Origin of the sequence: Streptomyces sp. CS113 (assembly GCF_002188365.1) — a bacterium.
Lineage (GTDB): Bacteria > Actinomycetota > Actinomycetes > Streptomycetales > Streptomycetaceae > Streptomyces > Streptomyces tendae.
In genome coordinates this window covers 4,537,980-4,561,578 of sequence record NZ_KZ195574.1, presented here as the reverse complement: position 1 = coordinate 4,561,578, position 23,599 = coordinate 4,537,980, and the positions used below count along the sequence as shown (strand labels likewise).

At 74.0% G+C, this 23,599-nt stretch carries 18 protein-coding genes, 4 tRNA genes and 1 other RNA gene; 10 read left to right on the top strand and 13 right to left on the bottom strand.

All coding sequences use genetic code 11. The features are described from left to right. Window positions 1–87 precede the first annotated feature (87 nt). The 7 genes from B9W62_RS20245 to B9W62_RS20215 all read left to right on the top strand — a co-directional run bounded on the left by B9W62_RS20245 (window position 88) and on the right by B9W62_RS20215 (window position 4,255). Window positions 88–159, top strand: a tRNA-Gly gene (locus tag B9W62_RS20245). An 82-nt stretch (window positions 160–241) separates the two neighbouring features. Further along, window positions 242–314: transfer RNA gene (locus B9W62_RS20240), tRNA-Gly, on the top strand. A gap of 139 nt (window positions 315–453) precedes the next feature. Next, on the top strand, window positions 454–1,425 hold the full coding sequence (locus B9W62_RS20235; protein WP_087808509.1) for an ABC transporter ATP-binding protein: 972 nt from the start codon (window positions 454–456) through the stop codon (window positions 1,423–1,425). Continuing rightward, on the top strand, window positions 1,422–2,234 hold the full coding sequence (locus B9W62_RS20230) for an ABC transporter permease (protein WP_087808508.1): 813 nt from the start codon (window positions 1,422–1,424) through the stop codon (window positions 2,232–2,234). The genes B9W62_RS20235 and B9W62_RS20230 overlap by 4 nt, the downstream gene beginning before the upstream one ends. A gap of 49 nt (window positions 2,235–2,283) precedes the next feature. Next, window positions 2,284–3,531 carry a sensor histidine kinase gene (locus B9W62_RS20225; protein WP_087808507.1) on the top strand — a complete coding sequence of 416 codons (1,248 nt, stop codon included), beginning with the start codon at window positions 2,284–2,286 and terminating at the stop codon, window positions 3,529–3,531. Next, window positions 3,528–4,142 (top strand): response regulator transcription factor, encoded by a 615-nt coding sequence (locus B9W62_RS20220; RefSeq protein WP_059302871.1) that lies wholly within the window; start codon window positions 3,528–3,530, stop codon window positions 4,140–4,142. Before B9W62_RS20225 ends, B9W62_RS20220 begins: the two co-directional genes overlap by 4 nt. A 37-nt stretch (window positions 4,143–4,179) precedes the next feature. Beyond that, a tRNA-Gly gene (locus B9W62_RS20215) sits at window positions 4,180–4,255 on the top strand. A 72-nt stretch (window positions 4,256–4,327) separates the two neighbouring features. Here B9W62_RS20215 and B9W62_RS20210 read toward each other — a convergent pair. From B9W62_RS20210 to ffs, 6 genes are all read right to left on the bottom strand, one after another. Then, complete coding sequence (locus B9W62_RS20210) at window positions 4,328–5,227, bottom strand: phosphoribosylaminoimidazolesuccinocarboxamide synthase (protein WP_087808506.1); 900 nt, start codon at window positions 5,225–5,227, stop codon at window positions 4,328–4,330. An 87-nt stretch (window positions 5,228–5,314) separates the two neighbouring features. Beyond that, window positions 5,315–6,808 (bottom strand): N,N-dimethylformamidase beta subunit family domain-containing protein, encoded by a 1,494-nt coding sequence (locus tag B9W62_RS20205; RefSeq protein WP_087808505.1) that lies wholly within the window; start codon window positions 6,806–6,808, stop codon window positions 5,315–5,317. A 242-nt stretch (window positions 6,809–7,050) separates the two neighbouring features. Then, window positions 7,051–9,126 (bottom strand): M48 family metalloprotease, encoded by a 2,076-nt coding sequence (locus B9W62_RS20200; RefSeq protein WP_087808504.1) that lies wholly within the window; start codon window positions 9,124–9,126, stop codon window positions 7,051–7,053. A gap of 372 nt (window positions 9,127–9,498) precedes the next feature. Beyond that, window positions 9,499–10,749 (bottom strand): phosphoribosylamine--glycine ligase, encoded by a 1,251-nt coding sequence (purD, locus tag B9W62_RS20195; protein ID WP_087808503.1) that lies wholly within the window; start codon window positions 10,747–10,749, stop codon window positions 9,499–9,501. 94 nt (window positions 10,750–10,843) lie between these two features. Continuing rightward, the gene (locus B9W62_RS20190) at window positions 10,844–13,231 is read right to left on the bottom strand and encodes a DNA polymerase III subunit gamma and tau (RefSeq protein WP_087808502.1); all 2,388 of its coding nucleotides are present in this window, start codon (window positions 13,229–13,231) and stop codon (window positions 10,844–10,846) included. Between the two features lie 45 nt (window positions 13,232–13,276). Continuing rightward, window positions 13,277–13,373, bottom strand: an RNA gene (gene ffs, locus B9W62_RS20185) — signal recognition particle sRNA small type. A 73-nt stretch (window positions 13,374–13,446) separates the two neighbouring features. On the opposite strand from ffs, the gene B9W62_RS20180 reads away from it, so the two are divergent. Both B9W62_RS20180 and B9W62_RS20175 read left to right on the top strand, forming a co-directional pair. After that, window positions 13,447–13,534: transfer RNA gene (locus tag B9W62_RS20180), tRNA-Ser, on the top strand. A 266-nt stretch (window positions 13,535–13,800) separates the two neighbouring features. Beyond that, a complete protein-coding gene (locus B9W62_RS20175) occupies window positions 13,801–14,637 on the top strand; it encodes an MIP/aquaporin family protein (protein ID WP_179236057.1) in 837 nt (278 codons plus the stop codon). Between the two features lie 40 nt (window positions 14,638–14,677). Here the strand turns inward: B9W62_RS20175 and B9W62_RS20170 are convergent, their stop codons facing one another. Continuing rightward, the gene (locus B9W62_RS20170) at window positions 14,678–14,869 is read right to left on the bottom strand and encodes a hypothetical protein (protein WP_087808500.1); all 192 of its coding nucleotides are present in this window, start codon (window positions 14,867–14,869) and stop codon (window positions 14,678–14,680) included. A 134-nt stretch (window positions 14,870–15,003) separates the two neighbouring features. Between B9W62_RS20170 and B9W62_RS20165 the strand changes: the two genes are divergently transcribed. Beyond that, window positions 15,004–16,137, top strand: a complete 1,134-nt coding sequence (locus B9W62_RS20165) for a glutathione-independent formaldehyde dehydrogenase (RefSeq protein WP_087808499.1) — start codon at window positions 15,004–15,006, stop codon at window positions 16,135–16,137. Here the strand turns inward: B9W62_RS20165 and B9W62_RS20160 are convergent. The 6 genes from B9W62_RS20160 to B9W62_RS20135 all read right to left on the bottom strand — a co-directional run bounded on the left by B9W62_RS20160 (window position 16,134) and on the right by B9W62_RS20135 (window position 23,560). Further along, window positions 16,134–16,934 (bottom strand): hypothetical protein, encoded by an 801-nt coding sequence (locus B9W62_RS20160; RefSeq protein ID WP_256976518.1) that lies wholly within the window; start codon window positions 16,932–16,934, stop codon window positions 16,134–16,136. The genes B9W62_RS20165 and B9W62_RS20160 overlap by 4 nt on opposite strands. A 132-nt stretch (window positions 16,935–17,066) precedes the next feature. Then, window positions 17,067–19,031: a copper resistance CopC/CopD family protein gene (locus tag B9W62_RS20155; protein WP_087808498.1), complete on the bottom strand. Its 1,965-nt coding sequence runs from the start codon at window positions 19,029–19,031 to the stop codon at window positions 17,067–17,069. Window positions 19,032–19,472: 441 nt separating this feature from the next. Then, a complete protein-coding gene (locus B9W62_RS20150; protein WP_087808497.1) occupies window positions 19,473–20,261 on the bottom strand; it encodes an SDR family NAD(P)-dependent oxidoreductase in 789 nt (262 codons plus the stop codon). Further along, window positions 20,258–20,749 (bottom strand): cupin domain-containing protein, encoded by a 492-nt coding sequence (locus tag B9W62_RS20145; RefSeq protein ID WP_087808496.1) that lies wholly within the window; start codon window positions 20,747–20,749, stop codon window positions 20,258–20,260. Before B9W62_RS20145 ends, B9W62_RS20150 begins: the two co-directional genes overlap by 4 nt. Beyond that, window positions 20,746–21,354: a GNAT family N-acetyltransferase gene (locus B9W62_RS20140; protein ID WP_087808495.1), complete on the bottom strand. Its 609-nt coding sequence runs from the start codon at window positions 21,352–21,354 to the stop codon at window positions 20,746–20,748. The genes B9W62_RS20145 and B9W62_RS20140 overlap by 4 nt, the downstream gene beginning before the upstream one ends. Continuing rightward, entirely contained in the window at window positions 21,347–23,560 is a 2,214-nt protein-coding gene (locus tag B9W62_RS20135) for a penicillin acylase family protein (protein WP_087808494.1), read from the bottom strand. The genes B9W62_RS20140 and B9W62_RS20135 overlap by 8 nt, the downstream gene beginning before the upstream one ends. Between the last annotated feature and the right edge of the window lie 39 nt (window positions 23,561–23,599).

Sequence of the window (23,599 nt, the reverse complement as noted above, 5' to 3'; positions counted from 1 at the left end):
GCAACCGACTTGCGCGGCACCCCGGGTGATCAGCTAAAGTCTGGAGCACGCCGAGGGGCGAGGCCGAAAGGCCCGGCTCACGGACACGCGGGTGTAGTTCAGTAGTAGAACATCCCCCTTCCAGGGGGAAGGCGCAGTGTGCAATTCCTGTCACCCGCTCTGCATCGCCGTACCGGCCACTCGATTGGATCAGGTAGGCTGGTGCTCGCACCGATCGGTGAACCGCCGATCGGGAGCAACTGCGGACGTAGCTCAGTTGGTAGAGCGCAACCTTGCCAAGGTTGAGGTCGCGAGTTCGAGCCTCGTCGTCCGCTCGGGAATCAGACCCCGGTCCCTAGGGCCGGGGTCTTTTCGTGTGCCCGGTCCCGGGGCCCCGACGGCTCTGACATTTGTCATGTCCGGTGATGACGGCTCGCACTGTCGTCCCGCCCGGTGCGCCGGAATGCTTGAAGCATGCAAACGAACGAGCACGAACACGTGATTGAGGTCACCGACCTTCGGCGTGTGTACGGGGGCGGGTTCGAGGCCGTGCGCGGAATCGACTTCTCCGTGCGCCGCGGTGAGGTCTTCGCGCTGCTCGGCACCAACGGCGCCGGCAAGACGTCGACGGTCGAGCTCCTGGAGGGGCTCGCCGCCCCGGCCGGCGGACGGGTGCGGATCCTCGGGCACGACCCGTACACCGAGCGGGCCGCCGTGCGTCCCCGCACCGGGGTCATGCTCCAGGAGGGCGGCTTCCCCTCCGAGCTGACGGTCGCCGAGACGGCGCGGATGTGGGCGGCGTGCGTGAGTGGCGCCCGGCCGCCGGCCGAGGTGCTGGCGCTGGTCGGTCTGGAGGCGAAGTCCGACACCCGCGTGAAGCAGCTGTCCGGGGGCCAGCGGCGCCGCCTCGACCTGGCGCTCGCGCTGCTCGGCGACCCCGAGGTGCTCTTCCTCGACGAACCCAGCACCGGCCTGGACGCCGAAGGCCGCCGGGACACCTGGGAGTTGGTGGGGGCGCTGCGCGACCAGGGCACGACGGTGCTGCTGACCACGCACTACCTGGAGGAGGCCGAGCACCTCGCCGACCGGCTCGCGATCATGCACGACGGCCGGATCGCCGCCACCGGCACCCCGGCCGAGGTGACCGCCGCACAGCCGTCCCACATCTCCTTCGAACTGCCCGACGGCTACTTCGTCGGCGACCTGCCGCCGCTCGCCGAACTGGGCGTGAGCGACCACGAGACCGACGGCCGCATGGTGAAGCTGCGCACCCGGGAACTCCAGCACGCGGCCACCGGCCTGCTGGTGTGGGCCGGACAGGCCGGGGTGGAGCTGCGCCGCCTGGACGTGCGCTCGGCGTCCCTCGAGGAGGCCTTCCTCAGCATCGCCAAGGAGGTGTCCGCGAGGACGTCCCCCACCACGACGGAGAAGGAGTACGCGGCATGAGCGCCACCGACGCACCGGCCCGCACCAAGCGCGCCGGGACCGCGACCACCACGCCGATGGGCCGCATGACCGCCCTCGCCCGCGCCGAACTGACCCTGCTCGGGCGGAACAAGGGCACCGTCTTCGCCGCGCTGTTCGTGCCGCTCGTGCTGCCGTTCAGCGTGCGGGCGGGGGCCAAGGAGATGGACCTCGCCGGAGCCGGGCTGACCACCGGCACGCTCGTGCTGCCCGCCGCGATCGGCTTCTCCCTGCTGTTCGCCGTCTACTCGGCCCTCGTCGGCGTCTTCGTCGTCCGGCGCGAGGAACTCGTCCTCAAGCGGCTGCGCACCGGTGAGCTGCGGGACGTGGAGATCCTCAGCGGGTCCGCGCTGCCGGCCGTCCTCAGCGGGCTGGTGCAGTCCCTGCTGCTCGCGGCGGGCTGTGCGGCGCTGCTCGACCTGTCCGCGCCGTCCGCCGTCCACCTGGCCGTCGTCGGGCTGCTGCTCGGCCTGGTGATGTGCGCCGCGCTCGCCGCGGTCACCGCGAGTTTCACCAGGACCGGGGAGAGCGCGCAGGTCACACCGCTGCCGTTCATGTTCGTCTCGATGCTCGGCTCCGGCCTGTTCTTCCCGCTGGAGATGATGCCGGACCGGCTGGCATCGGTGTGCGAGCTGCTGCCGCTGACGCCCGTCATCACCCTGGTCCGCGGCGGCTGGACCGGCGACCTGTCGGCGGCCGACGCGCTCGGCGCACTGGCGACGGCGGTGGCCTGGACCGTGCTCGCGGTGTTTGCTGTACGGCGGTGGTTCCGTTGGGAGCCGCGGCACTGACGTACAGGGACGTGCGAGGACGTACGAGGTGAGTGGGAGCGGCGGACGGATGCGCAGGCCGGGCGGATGGTGGCGGATCAAGAGCACGCCGGAGAAGGTGGAGACGTACACGCGGTGGTCCTTCCACTTCTTCGGGGTCGTCGAGGTCCTGGCGCTGGGAGTGACCGCCTACGGCCGGACCGGCGCCGGACTCGCCACCGTGCTGTGCTTGCTGGTCACGGCGCACGCCGCCGTCTGTGTACTGGTCTCCTCCCGGGCCCTGGACTGGACGCTCGGCCGCCGCCCGCAGCCCGTGCGGCTGATGTGGACGCTGATCGCCGTCACCGCCGTGGTCGCGATCACGGCGGTCGGGATCGCGGAGCGCGGACCGGCCGGCGAGGTGGAGACCGCGGCGGGCTCGGTCTACGGCGGGGTCATGCTCTACGGCGCCGGTGTCACCGCCACCGGGGTACGGGGCCGGCGGCGCCGGGCAGCCACCGTCGGAGCCTTCGCGCTGGGCGCGGGGCTCATCACGTTCCCGCTGGAGATGCCCGCCCTCGCGTCGGTCGTGCTGGCCGGCCTGGTGCTGGTGACCGGCGGGCTCCTCGCCGTCACTTCGAACTTCTCCCTGTGGCTGCTCAAGGCGGTCTACGCGCTCGACGACGCCAAGGAGACCCGGGCCAGGCTCGCCGTCGCCGAGGAGCGGCTGCGGTTCGGCCGGGACCTGCACGACGTGATGGGGCGGAACCTGGCGGTGATCGCGCTCAAGAGCGAACTGTCGGTCCAGCTGTCCCTGCGCGGGCGGCCCGAGGCGGTGGAGCAGATGATCGAGGTGCAGCGCATCGCCCAGGAGTCGCAGCGCGAAGTCCGGGACGTCGTGCGCGGCTACCGGGAGGCCGCCCTGGAGGTCGAACTGGCCGGCGCCCGGGGCGTGCTCGCGGCGGCGGGCATCGTCTCGGAGGTCACCGGTGAGACGGCCGGTCTGCCCGCCGAGGTGCAGTCGGCGCTCGGCTGGGTGGTGCGGGAGGCGACCACGAACGTGCTGCGGCACGGGGACGCGAAGAAGGTCGCGGTGACGGTGCGGATGTCGGAGGGGCGTGTAGTGCTGACGGTGGAGAACGACGGCGTGGCGGAGACGACGGGGGACGGCCCCCCGACGGGCCCGGGCGGCTCCGGGCTCTCGGGGCTGCGCGAGCGGCTCTCCGCGGTGGACGGGACGCTGGAGGCGGGGCCCGTCGGCAGGGGTGCCTTCCGGCTGACGGCCGAGGTGCCGCTGCCGGCCGCCGCTGCCGGAGCCGCGCTGGGGGCCGCGTCGTGACGACGACCGTGCGCGTTCTGCTCGCCGACGACGAGCACCTCATCCGCGGGGCCCTGGCGGCGCTGCTGTCCCTGGAGGACGACCTGGTCGTCGTCGCCGAGGCGGCCACCGGGCCCGAGGCCCTGGCGATGGCCCGGGCGCACGCGCCGGACGTCGCCGTACTGGATCTCCAGATGCCCGGCGCCGACGGTGTGAAGGTCGCCACATCGCTGCGGGCCGAACTGCCCGCCTGCAAGGTGCTGATCGTGACCAGTCACGGGCGCCCCGGCCATCTGAAGCGGGCCCTGGCGGCGGGGGTGCGCGGGTTCGTCCCCAAGACGGTCAGCGCCCAGCGGCTCGCCGAGCTGATCCGCACCGTGCACGCCGGAAACCGTTACGTCGACCCCGAGTTGGCCGCCGACGCGATCTCCGCCGGGGACTCGCCGCTGACCGCGCGCGAGGCCGAGGTGCTGGAGCACGCCGCCGACGGGGCGCCCGTCGCGGAGATCGCCGAGCGGGCCGCGCTCGCCGAGGGAACCGTACGGAACTACCTGTCCTCGGCCGCGAGCAAGCTCGGTGCGGAGAACCGGCACGCGGCGGTGCGGCTCGCGAGGGAGCGCGGTTGGGTATAGTGGCTGTCGCGCCACGGAGAAATCCGCGGCACGCAGTGCGAACGTAGCTCAGTTGGTAGAGCGCAACCTTGCCAAGGTTGAGGTCGCGAGTTCGAACCTCGTCGTTCGCTCCAGATGAGAAGCCCCCGGCTCAGGCCGGGGGCTTCTTCGTGTGCGGCCTTCCGCGGCCTTCGCGGCCGCCGCCGCTACGACCAGCTCTGGCCGGTCAGCAGCTCGTACGCCTCCACGTACTTGGCGCGGGTGGCGTCCACGACCTGCCGCGGCAGCGGCGGCGGGGGCTGCTCGCTCTTCCGGTCCCAGCCGGACTCCGCCGAGGTCAGCCAGTCCCGCACGAACTGCTTGTCGTACGACGGCTGCGCGCGGCCCGGCTGCCACCGGTCGGCCGGCCAGAAGCGGGAGGAGTCCGGGGTGAGGACCTCGTCGGCGAGGACCAGGTCGTCCCCGTCGAAGCCGAACTCGAACTTGGTGTCCGCGAGGACGATGCCGCGCTCGCGGGCGATGTCCCGGGCGCGGGAGTAGACGGCGAGGGTGGCCTGGCGCAGGGCGGCGGCGGTGTCGGCGCCGACCTGGCGGGCGACCTCCTCGTAGGAGACGTTCTCGTCGTGCTCGCCGACCTCGGCCTTGGTGGCCGGGGTGAAGATCGGGGCGGGCAGCTCCGAGCCGTCGACGAGTCCCTCGGGCAGGGCGAGGCCGCAGACGGTGCGGGTCTCGTCGTACTCCACCAGGCCGGAGCCGGTGAGGTAGCCGCGGGCCACGCACTCCACCGGGACCATCCGCAGCGACTTGCAGACCAGGGCGCGGCCCTCCCAGTCGGCGGGGGCGCCGGGGGGCAGCTCGGTGCTCAGCACGTGGTTCGGGGCCAGGTCGGCGAGCTGGTCGAACCACCACAGGGAGAGCTGGGTGAGGACCCGGCCCTTGTCGGGGATCTCGGTCGGCAGCACCCAGTCGTAGGCGGAGATGCGGTCGCTGGCGACCATCACGAGGTCGCCCGCCTCGTTCCGGTACAGCTCGCGCACCTTGCCGGTGTGCAGGTGCACCAGACCCGGAACCTGGATCGGTTCGGGCTTTTCAACGAATCCGGACACGGTTCCTCCCCGTGGTTCTGTCCAATGGTCCGATTCTCCCGTATGTCGGAGGCGCGGTGGACGGCGGGTCGGTCTCGTGCGCGCGTGTCAGTCCCGTTTGCAGATGCGGTCGAGGAGGTTGGCCGTGGCGCGCTGGACGCGCGGGTCGACGTGGCCGGGGCGGTCCAGGGCCGGGGACCAGGCGAACGTGCCGGACGCGAAGACCCAGGCACCCGACGGCGCCCGGTACAGCGACGTCTCCTGGTGGCGCCGGACGCCGTCCACGTCGGCGTACGGGGAGTGGGCGAGCAGGACCCGCTCGTCGTGCTCGGGAAGGGCGGTGCGCGGGAAGTAGCGGTCGGCCTCGCCCGCCACCAGGTCCTCGATCGCGTCGCCCTCGTGCGCTCCGGTGGCCTCCCAGAGCCAGTGACCGGCGTTGCGGACGATCAACGGGTGCGGTTCGGGGACGCGGCCGGCGTACTGGATGCCGAGCAGCTGCTGCTCGGGGCGATCGATCTCCCGCCACAGCGCGGGGCGGCCGGGCCCCTTGCGTTTACGGCAGGTCAGCAGCCGGTCGGGGACACCGGACGGGGAGGAAGCCAGCTCGATCTGCCAGTACATGGTGTTGGCGGAGAGGAAGACGAGGGACGTACCCCGGTCGCGGGCGAGTTCCGCGGTGCGGCGCATGGGAGCGGACCAGTACTCGTCGTGGCCGGGGAAGACCAGCCCCCGGTAACGGGCCGGGTCGACGCGGCCGGAGTGCAGGTCGCGGGCGTCGGCGTAGGCGAGGTCGTAGCCGTAGCGCTCGGCGAAGCGGATGAAGTCGTAGGCGTGACCGACGTGGAGGGGCAGCCCGGCGCCCGCGTACGGGCGGTCGAAGGAGACGGTCGTCGCGGCGTCCGCCTCGCCGAGGAGCCGGCCCTCCTCGTCCCAGGCGTGGTAGAGGCTGGCACCGGTGCGGCCGTCCTCCGGATAGAGGTTGTACGCCTGCCAGGTGACGTCCGGCAGGAGGAGGAGCAGGTCGGCGGGGTGGTCGTCGCGGACCGTGAAGGGCACGTGGGAGCGGTAGCCGTCGGCGGTGGTGAGCACCGCGACGTACGCGCCGATGTTCCAGTACGACGGGATCTGCAACCGCCACGACAGCCACCAGTGGTGGCAGGAGACCGTGCGGTCGGCGGTGAGCGGCGGGGGCTGGACGATGCCGGACAGGCGGGGGCTCGTGGTGATCTTGGCGGCGCCGTCACCGCCGTAGTGCCCGATCCGGTAGACGTCGACGCTGAACTCCTGCGGCGGGTCGAGGGTGATGTGGAAGTCGATGGCCTCACCCGGGGCGGCGGCGCCCGTCGCGGTGAAGCCCTTGATCTGGCGGCGGACGTCGTCCGCGGCGCGGGGGCCGCCGCCGGTGCCGGTGCCTACGCCGGCTCCGGTGCCGGTGCCGGTGCGTGTGCTGTCCTGGTCCGCGTACCAGGCGACCACCTGGCCGGTGTCGCCGAAGTACGTCTCGCCGCCGCGCAGCCAGGGGACCGGCCCCTGTCCGAAGGGGTCCGTCACGGCGTGCGCGAGTGCTCCCGACTCCCAACGGCGGATCTGCTCGGGCCCCATGGGACAGTCCCCTCCCTCGTGCCCCCGTGGTCGTGCGTATGACGAACGCCTTTGCCATGTGCGCGATCGGTCCCAGCACATCACATTTCGCACGCGGGCTGTCACTGTTCGTTGCGAACTGGCCGAAAGTGGAATGAGACAGTCCGATTCGCCGGGGTGCAGGGCTCGCGGGGTGCGGGCACGGCACGGACGGGGACGGAGGCGGGCTGAGGGGCGGACGGAGGCGCTCCGCGCTCCGGGAGTCAGACCAGGCGCACCGGCTTCTCCGGCCGTATGCCCAGCTCGGTCATCCAGGCACGCAGTGGGCCCGGGTCGCCGGTCTCGACGAGGCTGAGCACGCTGGGCGCGAGGTCCGCGGCGCGGGCGCCGTCGAACAGGAGCGACGGCCCGTCGAGCCAGTCGAGCGCGGGGGCCGCGCCGGCGGTGTCCATCGCCGCGCAGCACACCATCGCCGTGATGTGCGCGGTGAGGATCTCGCGCCCGGTGCGCGGCGGCTGCAACGGCAGCAGGGGGAGCGCGCGGTCGTCCCAGAGCGCGGCGTCGGGGCCGGCCGCCGGTCCCGGGGCGGCGGCGGACAGCGCCCGGGCTCCGACGGGCCGCGCCGCGGCCTCCTCGCGGGCCAGCTGAGCCGTGAGCCCGGCGGCCAGGGCAGCACCACGGGCGGTGGTGCCGGCGAGATCGTCCTCGTCGTCCACGTCGTTGTCGGCGGCGGGGGCGGGGGCGGGGGTGGTGAGGGGGGCGGGGGGCACGGGGGTGACGTGGTCGTCGTACGGCGGTTGCGTGGCGTCGGGGTCGCCGTACGCGGGCTGCGGGGCATCGGAGGCATCGAGCGGCGGACGCGAGGGGCCGTGATCGCCGAACGCGGGCTGCGAGGCGTCGGGGTCGCCGTACGCGGGCTGCGGGGCGTCGGTGGGGGTGTCGGGGTCGGTCGGCGAGGTGGCCGTGTCCGGGCCGCTTCCGGGTTCGGTGGCGGCGCGGGTGTCGGACCCGGCGGTGAGGGGGGCCGTGGCCGTGCTCGCGGCGTCCGGGGTGGTGAGGTGGTCCAGGACGCGGGCCAGGGTCGGGCCGTCCGTGCCCGGCGCGGCGCCCTCGGCGGCGCGGCGGACTCCCAGGGTGTCCAGCACCCGGTGCAGGCGGGCGGCGTCCGTGCGCCAGGTCCGGTCCACGACCTCCTCGGGATACTCCTCCCAGCCCACCGGCGACCAGTCCGGGCCCCTCTCGGCCGGCCCGCCGTGGAAGAGGCGCGCGGCGAGGAGCGAGACCGCCTCGTCCATCACCCCGGGCTCCTCCAGCAGGTCACAGGCCGGACGCTCCCCCAGGCGGGAGGCGAAGCCCTCGGCCAGGCGGTCCCGGCGGGACAGCTCCGTGAGGGCCGCGACGACACCGACGTCCAGCCGCGAGGGCCAGCGGCCCATCCGCCAGGCGGGCAGCGCCACCCGGGTGAGCAGCCGGTCCCAGCCCGCGTAGGCGAGCCCGACCTGCTCCTGCGCGACGATCCGCAGACCGTAGTCCACAGCCTGTGCACGCTCGGCGGCCGCGGCCGCGACTCCGCGCTCCATCTCGGCCGCGTGCCCCCGGCAGCTGCGCAGCAGAAGCCGGGACACCCAGCCGAGGCCCGCGCACGCCACCCGGGACAACGGGTCGCGCCGGCCCGCCGAGGCCACCGCCACGGCGGCGTCCAGGCCCCGTATGAAGCGCCGGGCCGCGGCTATGTCGGGGTGCGCCGAGGGCCCCGTGCCGGCGACGACCGGGGCGAGGACGGCGCGCAGCTCGCCCACCCGCATCCACCACAGGAACGGTGAGCCGATGACCAGGACGGGCGCGGTCGCGCTCCGGCGGTGGGCGGGTCCTCCCGGCCCTGCCAGGTCGTCGTGGTGCTTCTCGGCGGGCGGCGGGCCGTGGGCCGGGTGGGTGCGGTCCTCCAGCCAGCTGTCGCAGTCCGGGGTGAGCGCTATCGCGGACGGGGCGGGGACGTCCAGCCGGTCGGCCAGGTCACGCACCATCCGGTAGAGGTCGGGCGCGGACTCCTCGGCGACCGTGACGGTGGGGGTGACGGCGGGCCGGGAGCGGGCCACGACCAGGGCTACCCCGGCGGCGGCCAGCAGCACGAACACCGCGAGGACGCAGACGGCCCGGCGCAGGACGTCCCAGCCGCCGCCCGCCAGGTGCCCGGTGGAGCCGCCGACGAGGAGGATCACGGCGGCGGCAGCGGGCAGCAGCGCCACGGCCAGTGCGCGGCTGCGGACCCGCAGCACCGCCAGTGCCCGCGACCGCGCGGCCTGCGCGCCCATTTCCACACCACCACCGATACCGGTCACGGCCGGACCTCACCCCCTCATCGCTGTCCTGTCCGTCCTGTCTGTCCTGGACCGACCTGCTGCTCTTCTGCTCTTCGGATCCTGCTCACTCCACCCACTGTGGCACCCGGCACTGACATCGCAATGCCGGTGGGCCAAGTGCCGGAATGCTTGCGCGGCACCATAGTTGGGGCCCTCGGCCCCGTCAGCCGTATGGCCCATCGGTCACCCGATGGAATGGCTTTGGGGAAAGGTGGGGACGGACAGCAAAGGTCAGGCCCCGGCTCCTGAGACGGAGCCGGGGCCTGTCGGGTTCGGTGCCCGGGGAGCGGGTTCGGTGACCGGTTGACCGGGGAGCGCGGCTGGTTCGGTGACCGGGAGGCGGAAGGGTGGTTACGCGCCCGCCGCCTTCGCCGCGATGTCGGTGCGGTGCTGCGAGCCGTCGAGACCGATGCGGGCGACGGCCCGGTAGGCACGGTCGCGGGCCTCGGTGAGGTCGGTGCCGGTGGCCGTGACGGACAGGACGCGGCCCCCGGCGCTGACGACGGCGTCGCCCTCGGTGCGGGTGCCGGCGTGCAGCACGTAGGCGTGCGGGGCGTCCTCGGCGGCCACCGCGTCGAGGCCGGTGATCGGGTCGCCGGTGCGCGGGGTGCCGGGGTAGTTGTGCGAGGCGACGACCACGGTGACGGCCGCCTCGTCGCTCCAGCGCAGGGGCTCGAGGTCGGCGAGGTTGCCGGTGGCGGCGGCCATCAGCAGACCGGCGAGCGGGGTCCTGAGGCGGGCCAGCACGACCTGGGTCTCGGGGTCGCCGAAACGGGCGTTGAACTCGATCACGCGCACACCGCGCGAGGTGATCGCGAGCCCGGCGTACAGCAGCCCGGAGAACGGGGTCCCGCGGCGGCGCATCTCGTCGACGGTCGGCTGGAGCACGCTCTGCACGACCTCGTCGACCAGCTTCGGGTCGGCCCAGGGCAGCGGCGAGTACGCGCCCATGCCGCCGGTGTTCGGACCCTCGTCGCCGTCGAGGGCGCGCTTGAAGTCCTGGGCGGGCTGGAGCGGGCGGACGTTCTCGCCGTCGGTGACGGCGAAGAGGGAGACCTCGGGTCCGTCCAGGAACTCCTCGATGACGACGCGTTCGCAGGCGTTCGCGTGCGCGCGGGCCGCCTCGACGTCGTCGGTGACGACGACGCCCTTGCCCGCGGCCAGCCCGTCGTCCTTGACGACGTAGGGCGCGCCGAAGGCGTCGAGGGCCGCGTCGACCTCGGCGGGGTTCGTGCAGACGTAGGAGCGGGCGGTGGGCACGCCCGCACCGGCCATCACGTCCTTGGCGAAGGCCTTGGAGCCCTCCAGCCGGGCGGCCTCCGCCGACGGGCCGAAGACCGGGATGCCCGCCTCGCGGACGGCGTCGGCGACCCCGGCGACCAGGGGCGCCTCGGGTCCTACGACGACCAGCTCGGCGCCGAGCCGGGTGGCCAGCGCGGTGACGGCCGCGCCGTCGAGGGCGTCGACCTGGTGCAGTTCGGCGACCTCGGCGATACCGGCGTTGCCGGGTGCGCAGTGCAGCGCGGTGACGTCGGGGTCGAGGGACAGGGAACGGCACAGGGCGTGTTCGCGGGCACCGCCGCCGATGACAAGGACCTTCACGGGGTGAAGCCTAATGGGAACGGGCCGGTGCGGTTTGTGCGGGCTTCCGAACGGACGGGGCGCGGGGACTTGTGCCTTCCTCCAGACGGCGGGGCTACTCGTTCGCGATCTCCTCGACCACCGTGGCGCCCAGCTCGCGCACCAGCAGCTCCTTGCCGGACAGCGCCGACTCGTCGAGGTCCGGGTCGTCGTCCTCGGGGGTGTCGTCCTCGGGGGAGACCGGGGGCGGCTCGGGCGCCGAGGGCCGGGGCGCGGGCGCCGGGGCCGGTGCGGGGGCCTGAGACGGCGCGGCGGGCGTGGACGCGGGCGACGACGGCCGCGGGGCGGGCGCGCCCCCGCCGAAACCGCCGCCACCACCGCCTCCGCCACCGAAGCCACCGCCCCCGGAGCCGCCGAAACCGCCGGAGGGACCGGCAGCGGGCGGGGGCGCGGAGCCGCCGCCGGAGGGGTCGACGACCGCGTCGATCTTCCACTGCACGTTGAACTGCTCGGCCAGTGCCTGCCGCAGCACGTCCTCGCTGCCGCTGCTCACGAAGTTGTCCCGGGCACCGGCGTTGACGAAGCCGAGTTGCAGGGAGGTGCCGTCGAAGCCGGTGACCTGGGCGTTCTGGCTGAGCAGGATCCAGGTGAACCGGCGGCGGTTCTTGACGGCTTCCAGGATGTTGGGCCAGAGCGAGCGGGGGTCGACCCCGGAGGCACCCGGCGGCGGAGAGGTGGGCGCGGGGCCGGGGGCGGCCGGCGCGGGAGCCGGAGCCGGCGTCGCGGCGGGGCCGGCAGTGGGACCGGAGCCGGGCCCGGAGGGGGCCGGAGTCCGGGACTGTCCACCGCCCGCCGGGGCCGCCGTGGGCCATCCGCCGGGACGGCGCCCGCCACCCGCGGGAGCCGCGGTCGGCCAGGCACCGGGCCCGGGCGCCGAGCCGGGGGCGGCGGCGGGCGGCGCTGCGGCGGGTGAGGGCGCGGCGGGTGAAGGCGCGGCAGGGGAGGGCGTGGCAGGCGCGGGAGCGGCGGAAGGAGCCGCAGCCTGCGGGTGCCCACCGTCGGCGGCAGATCCACCAGCGTCGGAACCGGAACCGGAACCGCTGCCAGAACTGGCACCGCCCCCGGAACTGGCACCGCCACCGGCAGCCACGTCGCCGTACGGGCCGCCGCCCGGCGCACCCGCCGGGGCACCGGCGCCCTGCCCCCGTACCGCCGCACGGGCCGCGGCGGGCCCCCCGCCCGGCGCGACCGGAGCCGTGGCGGGCGCGGCACTCGCCGCACCGGCGTGTGCCTCGGGCCCGGGCACGTACCCCATGGCGGGCGCGCCCGCACCGGCCGAGAACTGCACCCCGCGCTCGATCCGGTCCAGCCGGGCCATCACGGACCGCTCGTCGCCGTACGCGGCGGGCAGCAGCACGCGCGCGCAGATCAGCTCCATCTGGAGGCGCGGCGAGTGGGCGCCGCGCATCTCGGTCAGCCCCTCGTTGACGATGTCGGCGGCGCGGCTCAGCTCGGCGGCGCCGAAGGACCGGGCCTGTGCCTGCATCCGCTCGACGACGTCGGCGGGGGCGTCGATGAGCCCCTTCTCCGCGGCGTCGGGCACGGCGGCGAGGATCACCAGGTCGCGGAGGCGCTCCAGCAGGTCGGTGACGAACCGCCGCGGGTCGTTGCCCCCCTCGATCACTCGGTCCACGACCCCGAAGGCGGCGGAGCCGTCCCCCGAGACGAAGGCCTCGACGACGGAGTCGAGCAGCGAGCCGTCCGTGTAGCCGAGGAGGGCGGTCGTCATGTCGTACGTCACACCGTCTTCACCGGCGCCCGCGAGCAGCTGGTCCATGACGGACATGGAGTCACGCACGGATCCGGCGCCGGCCCGCACCACGAGCGGGAGCACGCCCTCCTCGACCGCGATCCCCTCGCGGCCGCACACGTCGGCGAGGTAGTCGCGCAGGGTGCCGGGCGGCACGAGCCGGAAGGGGTAGTGGTGGGTCCGCGACCGGATGGTCCCGATGACCTTCTCGGGCTCGGTGGTGGCGAAGATGAACTTGAGGTGCTCCGGGGGCTCCTCGACGACCTTCAGCAGGGCGTTGAAGCCCTGCGGGGAGACCATGTGGGCCTCGTCGATGATGTAGATCTTGTACCGGCTGGAGGCGGGCCCGAAGAAGGCCTTCTCGCGCAGGTCACGGGCGTCGTCCACACCACCGTGCGACGCGGCGTCGATCTCGATGACGTCGATCGACCCCGGTCCGTTCCTCGCGAGGTCGCGGCAGGACTGGCACTCGCCGCACGGCGTCGGCGTCGGGCCCTGCTCGCAGTTCAGGCAGCGCGCCAGGATGCGGGCGCTGGTCGTCTTGCCGCAGCCGCGCGGACCGCTGAACAGGTACGCGTGATTGACCCGGTTGTTCCGCAGCGCCTGCTGAAGCGGGTCGGTGACATGCCCCTGCCCGATGACCTCGGCGAAGGACTCCGGGCGGTAACGGCGGTAGAGCGCGAGAGACGACACGCATACGAGGTTATAGGCGCCCACCGACAACCGGACCGCCCGCAAAGGAGACGCCCCCCACGCACCCGCCAGAGCCGACCTACCCTTGCTGCCTTCCGGCCCTGGGGGAGTTCAGTCAGATAGCGCCGCGTGAGGGGCTGGGCCACACGTTACCCGATGTGGGGGCCTCAGAACGAGTTCGCAAGCACTCCCCGGCGTCATGTAATGTTCTCGGCGGAGGATTCGCCTAGAGGCCTAGGGCGCACGCTTGGAAAGCGTGTTGGGGGCAACCCCTCACGAGTTCGAATCTCGTATCCTCCGCCAGTGCCTCACCGGGCACGATGTCGAAGGGCCCCGCAGCTTGCTGCGGGGCCCTTCGGCGTGGGGTGCGCCGGCTCGGCGGTGACCGTGCGGCGTTGCTCCAGAGAGGGGAATCTCGCGCGCCGTCAGGGTGCACCGACCCGGTTGCGCGTCCGGGCGGTCGTCTTTCGGGTATGGAGCGGTTTGGTCTGTTCCATTCCAGTGAAGGAGGGCCGGTGGCCGAACGCATGGTTCATCGACGCGGTTATCGAAAGGGCCTCGGCGGTGAGATGTGTGCCGAGTTCCTGGGGACGTTCGTCCTGATCCTGTTCGGCATCGGTTCGGTGGCCGTCGCGGTCGCGGGACTGCCGGGCTCGGGACGGCAGACCGCGGACTTCGGGCCCGCCAACTGGCTCATCATCTCGTGGGGATGGGGCCTGGCCGTCGTGTTCGGCGTCTACGTGGCCGGCGGCATCAGCGGCGCGCACCTGAACCCCGCGGTGACCCTGGGGTTCGCGGTCCGGCGGGACTTCCCGTGGCGGAAGGTCCTGCCCTACTGGCTCGCCCAGGTCGTGGGCGCCTTCGTCGCCGCCGCGCTCGTGTACGCCTGCTACCGGTGGGCGATCGACGCGGCCATCGCCAAGGCGGGCGAGACGCGGGAGACCTCGCTGAACACGTACTCGATCTTCGCCACGTTCCCCGCCGAGTACTTCGGAGACTCCTGGTGGGGTCCGCTGCTCGACCAGATCGTGGGCACCGGGGTGCTGCTCCTGTTGATCTGCGCGCTCATCGACACCCGCAACACGGCTCCGATGTCCAACCTCCACCCGTTCCTCATCGGACTGGTGGTCGTCGCCATCGGCCTCGCCTTCGGCACCAACGCCGGGTACGCGATCAATCCGGCCCGCGACTTCGGCCCCCGGCTGTTCACCTTCTTCGAAGGATGGGGGGACATCGCCCTGCCGGGCACCTTCGAGTGGTTCAGCGGCTACTGGTGGATCCCGATCGTCGGCCCCCTCATCGGCGGGGTGGTCGGTGTCCTCGTGTACGACCTGCTCGTCAGCCCCGTACTCAAGGCCAGGCTGAGCGAGGCGGAGGAAGGACCGGCCACCGAGGAGCCCTCCTGAGCGAGGGGCCCAGAGGGTGCCGTTCCGAGCCGGCCGGGCGTCAGCGGTCGGCGATGTCCTCACGGAGTCCGTCGGAGAACTCCCACCACGACAGGGGGAGCCAGTCCCCCTTGACGAAGGCATCGACGGTCGCTCCCCGGCCGCGGACGGTCACCGTCGTCCCGGGCGGGTAGGTGGTGCCGGACAGGCCCGGCACGGGAACCAGCAGAGTCCCCAGTCGTTGCGCTGACACCCGGTGGCCTCCTTCTCAGTGGACTGCACGGCGTCTCAATCATCCCGAGATTACCGACTTGCCCCATCACATCGACCGGAGAACCATGAGAGATGGGTCACGGGTGATTCGACGGGCGGACGGAGGTCCGGATCATGAAGGCCGTCGTGTACAAGGGACCGTTCTCTGTTGCGGTCGAAGAGGTCGAGAAACCACGCGTCCAGCATCCGAACGACGTGGTCGTGCGCGTCACCTCGACCGCCATCTGCGGGTCCGACCTGCACATGTACGAGGGACGCACCGCCGCGGAGCCCGGCATCGTCTTCGGTCACGAGAACATGGGGATCGTCGACCAGGTCGGTGAGGGCGTCACCGGGCTGAAGAAGGGCGACCGCGTGGTCATGCCCTTCAACGTCGCCTGCGGCTTCTGCACCAACTGCGCCGAGGGATTCACGGGGTACTGCACGACCGTGAATCCCGGCTTCGCGGGCGGTGCGTACGGCTATGTGTCCATGGGGCCCTGGCAGGGCGGCCAGGCCGAGTACCTGCGCGTCCCGTACGCCGACTTCAACTGCCTGAAGCTGCCCGAGGGCGACGCGCACGAGACCGACTTCGTCCTGCTCGCCGACATCTTCCCCACCGGCTACCACGGTTGCGAACTCGCCGGTGTCCGGCCCGGCGAGAGCGTCGCCGTGTACGGGGCGGGTCCGGTCGGGCTCATGGCCGCCTACTCGGCGCTGCTGCGCGGCGCGAAGAAGGTCTTCGTCGTCGACCGCGTCCCGGAGCGGCTGCGGAAGGCCGAGGAGATCGGCGCGGTGCCCGTCGACTTCTCCGCGGGGGACCCGGTCGAGCAGATCAAGGAGCAGACCGAGGGGGCCGGCACGGACAAGGGCGTGGACGCCGTGGGCTACCAGGCGACGGCGGGCGGGACCGGCGAGGAGGAACCGGCGACCGTGCTGAACTCACTGGTCAACACGGTCAGGCCCACCGGGGCGCTGGGCGTGCCCGGGCTCTACGTCCCGGCCGACCCGGGCGGTCCGGACGAGCAGGCCAAGCAGGGCATGCTCCTCGTGGCGATCGGCAAGCTCTTCGAGAAGGGGCTGCGGGTGGGGACGGGGCAGTGCAACGTCAAGCGCTACAACCGCTACCTGCGGGACATGATCATCGAGGGCAGGGCCACACCCAGCTTCGTCGTCTCCCACGAGCTGCCGCTGGACCAGGCACCGTCCGGCTACGACAAGTTCGACAAGCGGATCGAGGGCTACACCAAGGTGGTCCTCCACCCCTAGCCGCGCAGGCGCAGGCGCAAACGTAGGCGGAGCCACAGCGCCGCGCACATCGCCAGAGGTACGGCGGCGAGCGGCACCGTCCACCACGGGACGTCGGCCCACGCCGCCGGCAGGCCCACGCCGAAGCACACGCCGACCACGGTGAAGAGCAGCCTCCTGCCGTACGGCTCCCAGGTGTAGGGCTCGGGGTCCAGGGGCCTGGCCAGGCGTATCGCGCCGAACGCGAGGCACTGGGCCGCGAGGAGCCCGGCGAGCACGCCGAGGGCGGCGTTCATCTGGAGTTCGTCGCGGGGCGCCTCCAGCGTGTCCTGCCGCACCCCGTCCCTGTCGAGGACCATGATTTCGCCGCGCCAGGCGGTGGCCGTGACCCGGTCACCGGACTCGAGCCGCTCCAGGAACGGTCCGGAACCGTTGAAGTGCACGGTTCCCCGCCAGGAGTCCTCGTAGGTGAGGGTCGCGTCGTGGACCGATTCCTTGCCGGCGGTCCTGTTCACCGTCTTCTCCACGGTGAGGTGCCAGGTGCTCAGGCAGTCGGTGTCCCCCCGCGCCATCGCACCGGACGAGCACGGCTCGGCCCTGCGGTAGTCCTGGTAGCGCTCGCCGTCGGAGGGGAGCCACCAGGAGAACGCGAGGCAGCAGGCCGCCGCCGCGGCCAGGGACAGCAGGATGAGCAGTACGCCCGTGCGGCGTGCCCGGCCCGGCGGCCGCCCGCCTCGCGGGGCGCCTGTGGCCCGCGCCCGCGGTGGTCTCGTCCCCGGCGGTGTCGCCCCCGGTGGTGCCGTCGCCCTCGGCGTCATCGCCCCACCCCCTTTGCCCTGCGAGTTTCCGCCCACTGGAACCCGGCAGGCAACGAGGCGGGACGGCAGTGAAGGAGGGGCGAGGCTTCCGTACTCCGGCAGCGCCGTCGGCCCGGACGCGGTGGCCGGCGCCTACCGCTCCACCCGTATCCGTCGGGTCTCGCTCACCTGGTCGGTCTCCGACACCCGGACCGTCGCCTTCATCGTCCAGGTGCCCGGGAGGGGCAGGGTGACGGTGTTGGCGCTCCAGTACCCGCCGCGGTCGACCAGGTCCGCCTCCAGGGGGCCGACGTCCTGGTCGGGGAGGGTGAAGGAGAGACGCAGTTCGGGTACGGCGGCCAGGCTGCCGTCGGGGCCGAAGACGACGGCCTGGACGGCGTTGTCGCCGGTGCGGCCGGGGTCCAGGGTGATCTGGACCGTGCCGCGGCCGGCCGTGCCGATCTCGAACGGGATCGTGGTGACGGACGCGGGCAGCACACCGCCCGCCGGTACGGCCGTCCGCGCCGCCTCCTCCGCGGAGCGGCCGGGCGGGGTGGCGGTGAGCACGGTGGTGACCCCCAGCACGACGGCGGCGACGACGGCCTCGACGAGGACGGACCGGTACAGGCCGCGCCGGACGGCGGACTCCGGTCCGGGGGCTCCGTGGCCGGCGGTCCCTGCGTCGCCGGTCTCCGTGTCGCCGGTCCCGGTGTCGACGGTTCCCGGGGGGACGGTTCCTCCGGTACCTGATCCGGTACCGGTGACCGGGGCGGCGGCGCCCGGGGCGGTGTCCGCACCGGGCGGGTGCGGGGGCCGCGGTGCCTCCGGTGGTGGGCCGCCCACCGGTTGCGGCACGCGCTCGTGCACGCGGTCGGGCTCGCGTACGGCGGCCGGTGCCGTCGGCAGCGCCGCCGTCCACCTGCGGGACACCGCCGCCGCGGCCAGCAGGACGGCCACCAGGACCACCTTCGCCAGCAGCAGCCTGCCGTACGTCGACCCGGTGAGCGCCTCCCAGGAACCGAGGCCGCGCCAGGACTGGTAGACGCCGGTGACGACCAGGACGGTCACGGCGGCGAAGGCCGTCCGGGAGAAGCGGGCGACGGTGGCGGCGTCCGGGGCGGGCCGCGAGGCGCGCAGGGTGGTGAGCAGGGCCACGAGACCGCCCAGCCAGACCGCGGTGGCCAGCAGATGCAGGACGGAGGACGTCATCGCCACCGGCACCTGGATACCGGCCGAGGCGTGCTCGGCCGCGGCCCAGGTCAGGGCGAGGCCGACGGCCAGGGCGGCGCCCGCCGCGGCGACGAGGGGGCTGTGCGGCCGGTGCCGGTCCGCGCGGGGTGCGCGGGGTGCGCGGGACGCGCCGGACGCGCCGGACACGCGGGACTCGCCGGACACCCGGACGACGTACAGCGCGGCCGGTGCCAGCAGCGCCAGCCTGATCAGCAGCAGCACGCCGGGGCGCGCGGTGAGGGTGCCGGCGAGCGCGTCGGCGTCCAGGGCCGACACCGGGCCCGTCCCCGCCTCGTACGGGGCGCGCAGCACCAGCAGTGCGACGGTGGCCGCCAGCAGGGTCCACCAGCCCGCCAGCAGCGGGCGGCGCAGCGGGGCCGGGTCCGGCGGGCGGCAGAGGGCGACGAAGGCGGCGGTGCCGATGAGCAGGGTGGCGGCGAGGTAGGCGAGATAGCGGGCGAGCTTGTGGAGGGTCGCGGTCAGCGGGTTCTCGGCGGGGCCGGTGTCCACGGACGCGGTCGTCTGCGACGGCTTGCCCACGGAGAAGGTGAAGGCGCCCGACACGGGGTGGCTGTCGGCGGACACCACCCGCCAGGCCACGGTGTACGTGCCCTCCCCCAGTCCGCCCGGCAGCGCGACCCTGGCCGTGTCGGACCTGCCGTCCGCGTGCCCGGTCGCCCCGGTGCGGACGCGGTGGCCGCCCGGGTCCAGGACGCGGAAGGAGTCGTCGCGCAGGCCGACGGACTCGCTGAAGGTCAGCGTGACGTGGCCGGGGGCCCGCTGGAGGACGGCTCCGTCCCCGGGGTCGGTGGAGCTGAGGGCGGCGTGGGCGGACGCCGGTCCGGCGCCACCGAGGAGGAGCAGGACCAGCACGGCGCCCAGCAGCACCAGCCGCCGGACTCCCCGGCGGTGCCAGCGTCCCGGGGGGCTCGGGAGGTCCCGGCGACCTGGGAGGTCCGGGCGGCCCCCGCGTCCCGGGAAGTCCGGGTGGCCCCGGCACTCCGGGAGGTCCCGCCGGTCCCGGCTTCGGGGTGGGCGTCCGCGGCCTCGATGCCCGGTTGCGTCCCTCGGGTCCTGCCGACTCCGCGGGGCTTGGCGCCGTTCCGGCTCGCGGCCCCCTTCCCGTCGACGCGGGTCGCTTCCGTGCAGTCGGTCGTGGTGGCTCCGTCGCCGGTTCCGGTTCCGGTTCCGTCCGGTCCCTCGTCCCCGGTCTCCCGCGTGCGCACCGTCACCACACCTCACGTCGCATCTCCGTCGTCGGGGCCCACTGCCTCGGGGATACGTACGGACGCGGAGGCCGCCGCGCTCAGTGGCGCGACCGGCGGCTCCTCACCAAGACGGGCGTGCCGTCACCCCGCCGTCCACCACCAGGTCGTGGCCGGTCACCCAGGACGCCAGCCGTGAGGCGAGGAACACGCACGCGTCGCCCACGTCCTCCGGGCGCCCGAGCCGTCCCGTCGGCGCCGCCCGCCGCCATCGCCGTACGCCCTCCGGCCAGGCGTCGGCGAGTCCCTCGCGGTCGATGAGGCCGGGGGACACGGAGTTCACCCGGACGCCCCACGGGCCGTACTCCAGTGCCGCCGACCGGGCGTGCATCACGACCGCCGCCTTCGAGGCGCTGTAGTGCGCGTGCGCGGGAGCGGGGGCGCCCGCCTCGATGGAGGCGATGTGGGTGACCGTGCCGCCGCCGTCCTGGGCCCCCATGACCTCGGCGGCGGCCTGCGTGCAGGCGAAGACGCCGGTGAGGTTGGTGTCCACCACCGCCCGCCACTCGGCCGCCGTCATGCCGGGCAGTTCCCGCAGCGGCTGCACGCCCGCGTTGTTGACCAGCGCGGTGAGCCGTCCGCCGGCCCAGTCGGCGGCCTCCCCGACCAGGCGCCGGCAGGCGTCCTCGTCGGTCAGGTCGGCGCGCAGGACCGTGGCGCGTCCGCCGCCGTCCCGGATGCGTTCCGCCACCTCCCGCGCCGCCGCCACCGCCGTACGGCAGTGCAGCGCCACCGCGGCGCCCTCCTCGGCCAGGCGCAGCGCGATCCCCCGGCCGATGCCGCCGCCCGCGCCGGTGACCAGGGCGACCTGACCGTCGAGGAGAGGCGGCGAGGGGGCCGGGGCAGGGCTCATGGGCGGCACAGTGCCATGATGCGCGCGGCCTGCGCCGGGTAGCGCGCCGTGAGGTCCGCGGCATCGCCGTGCTCATAGTCCCCGTAGGTGAACCCGGGCGCCATCGTGCAGCCGAAGAGCGACCACGCGCCGCCCGCGGCCACCCGGCCGCCCATCCAGGTGCCGGCCGGGACCGTGAACTGGACGTGCTGTCCGCCGAGGACGTCCGGTCCCAGCACCGCCGTGCGGGCGCTGCCGTCCGGGGCGAGGAGCAGCAGCTCCAGCGGGTCGCCGAGGTAGAAGTGCCAGACCTCGTCGGTGGGCAGGCGGTGCAGCGCGGAGTGGTCGCCCGGCCGCGCGGTGAGCAGGGCGACGATGGCGGACCCGGCGGGGCGGCCGTCCGGGCGCTCGGGCCCGGCCCAGGTGCGCCGGAACAGGCCGCCCTCGCGGGGGATCGGCTCCAGTCCGTAGTGCGCGATCAGGTCTTCGGCGGTCGGCGCGGAAGTCACCCCGCGAACGCTACCTCCCGGCGGAGGAAGGCAAGTTGCGCCTTCTTCTCGGGCAGGTACACGTCCGGCAGGTCGACCTCGGGCAGGACGACCGCGGGACCGGCGGTGAAGCCCTGCTTCAGGAAGCGGGCGATCGCCTTCGCGTTGTCCACGTCCGGGTCGACCACGATCCGCGTCCGGTCCAGGCCCAGCAGCACGTACGCCATGAGGGCGCCCGACAGCGCGGCGGTCCAGCCGGGGCGCGCGCCCCCGGTTCCGGCGGGCGCGAGGAGCAGGTGGACGCCGATGTCGCCCGGCTCGGTGTCGTAGCACTCGCTCACCCGGTCGGCCGCGGGGTCGTAGGTCTGGAGAAGGGCCACCGGCTCGCCGTCCTTGACGACCAGGAAGGCGTGGTGGGTGTCCAGCGTGGCCATGTGCGCGTACACGTCGGTGACCTGGTCGCGCGTCAGGCCGTTCATGCCCCAGAAGGCGGCCCGCTCCTCGCTCACCCAGCCGTGGAGCACCGCGGCGTCCGCGGCGGGGTCCAGGGGGAGGACGCGGACGGTGCCGAAGCCGTCCAGGCGCTGTTCGTGGACGGGGGTGCGGGAGGTGTACGGGTCAGTCATCGGATTCCTTCGTGAGCCGGTCGAAGTCGGTGACCACCGGGGCGAGTTCCCCGTCGAGCCACAGGGGCTGCTGGTCGCGGTGGTGGGGCGAGTCCGGGATGCCCGAGGCACCGTGCGGCACCACCCAGCGGCTGTTCCCGCGGTCGGCCAGGTCCCAGACGTACCGGGCGGCCGGGCCGCGTGCGGCGCGGTCGGTGAGGCCGGGGACGGGGGACGTGCACAGGACGCAGTCGTGGTCGCCGGAGAGGCCGGGTTCGTCGCCGTGAGCGGTGGCGGCGTCCGGCAGCGCGCGCCAGGGGGCCAGTCGGTGGGTGTCGCCCCACGGGCCGGCGGGCGGCCGCGCGGCGATCTCCTCCAGCGCCGCGCGTACGGTCGCCGCGCGGTCGATGCCGTACAGGTCCTCCGCGCGCAGGAGGTGTTCGAGGGCGTACGCGACGCGCGGCACCAGCGCGAGCCACGGTTGCAGCACCTCGGGGTACGCGGGCGCGACGGCGGCGGGCGCCAGGGCCGGGTGCGCCGCCAGCCGCCGTACGACCGCCGAGCGCAGGGCCGCGTACACCGCCGCGTCGGCGCTGTCGGCGTCCATGCGCCGGTCCCAGGCGAGGAGGCGGTCGCGGAGGGCTGCTGCCTCGGGGGTCAAGGGGGTCAATGGGGGCGCGGTGGTCGCGGTGGTTTCGGTGGTTTCGGTGGTTCCAATGGTTTCGGTGGTCGCGGTGGTCAGGGCCGCGAGGTGGTCCAGGAGCGGGGTTGCCGAGGCCAGGTGGGTGTCCGTGTGGATCGTGGGCATGTCGGAGGCCGACCAGCGCTCCTTGCCCGCGAGCAGGGCGGCGATGCGGTCGGCGCGGTGCGGTGCGGCGAACTCGACGCCCAGGGGGGTGGACGGGCCGCGCTGGTTGGCCATCACGGCGACGCCCCCGGTGAGCCCGGCGCGGGGCGGGGTGTGCCAGCCGGTCCACTCGTGGCCGGGCTCCCAGGCGGGCACCGGACGGAGGCCGTTCGCGGCGGGGCGCACGGGGACGCGGCCCGCGACCCGGTGCAGCAGGCCGCCCTCCGTGTCGGCGGCCTGCACCACGTTGACCGGCTCGGCCCAGCCGTCCAGGGCGCGGTCCACGTCGGCGACCCGGCGGGCCCGCAGCAGCGGCAGCAGGGCGCCGAAGCCGAGGTCGGCGGTGACCCGGGGCGGGTAGCGCAGGCTGAGGGCGGCCGGGGTGCCGTCGTCGAGGCCCTCGGGGCCGCGCGCGATCACGGGGCCGCGGTCGGTCTCGATGATCTCGACCTCCACCGTGTCCTCCCCGGCGACGTGGATCGTCTCCGTGTGGCGGGCGGCGCGGTGCCAGGTGCCGTCCGGGCCGAGCGCCTCGACGCCCGCGCCGGTGCGGCGCAGGCGTTCGCGGTACAGGTCCTGGTAGTCGGCCATCGCGTTGGTGATGGCCCAGGCGACCGTGCCGGTGTGGCCGAAGTGCGCGACCCCGGGGACGCCGGGCACGGCGAGGCCGACGACGTCGAACTCCGGGCAGGACAGGTGGATCTGCTGGTAGACACCGGGATCCTCGATGAAGCGGTGCGGGTCGCCCGCGATCAGTGCGTGTCCCGTCGTGGTCCGCTCGCCGCTCACCAGCCAGCCGTTGCTGCCCGCGGTGCCGGGGCCGTCGGCGGCGAAGAGGGCCACGGCGTCCGGGCCGAGGTGCGTGGCGACGTGCTCGCGCCAGAGTTTGGCGGGGAAGCCCGCGAAGAGGATGTGCGTGGCGAGCCAGACGCCGAGCGGGGTCCAGGGGTCCCAGTGGCCCGGGGCGAGGCCGGTGCGGGCGAACTCGGGGGCGGGGTGCCTACGGGGCGGCTGCCCGGGGTTCGGGTGCGTGCGGGTCGGCTGCCCGGGGGACGGCTGCCCGGTCTCGGTGAGTCCTTCGTTCACTCCGTCGACGTACGCCCGCACCCAGGCCGCCGTCTCCGGGTCCTTCCGCTCCAGGGCGGTGAAGCAGCGGCGGGCGGTGTCCGCGAGGCGGGCGCGGCGGGCGAGGCGGTCCCAGGAGAGGGCCTCGGGGCCGAGGAAGGACGCGGAGGTGCCCTGGGCGCGGTGCCGCTCGACCTCCAGTTGCCAGGCGCGGTCGCGGGCGGTCACCTGGCCCTGGGCGCGGGCCAGTTCGTGCGGGGTGTCCGCGCGCAGGTGCGGGATTCCCCAGGCGTCGCGGTAGGTCTCGGCGCTCACCCCTGTGCCTCTACTTTCCTTTAGGTTAGGCTCACCTAA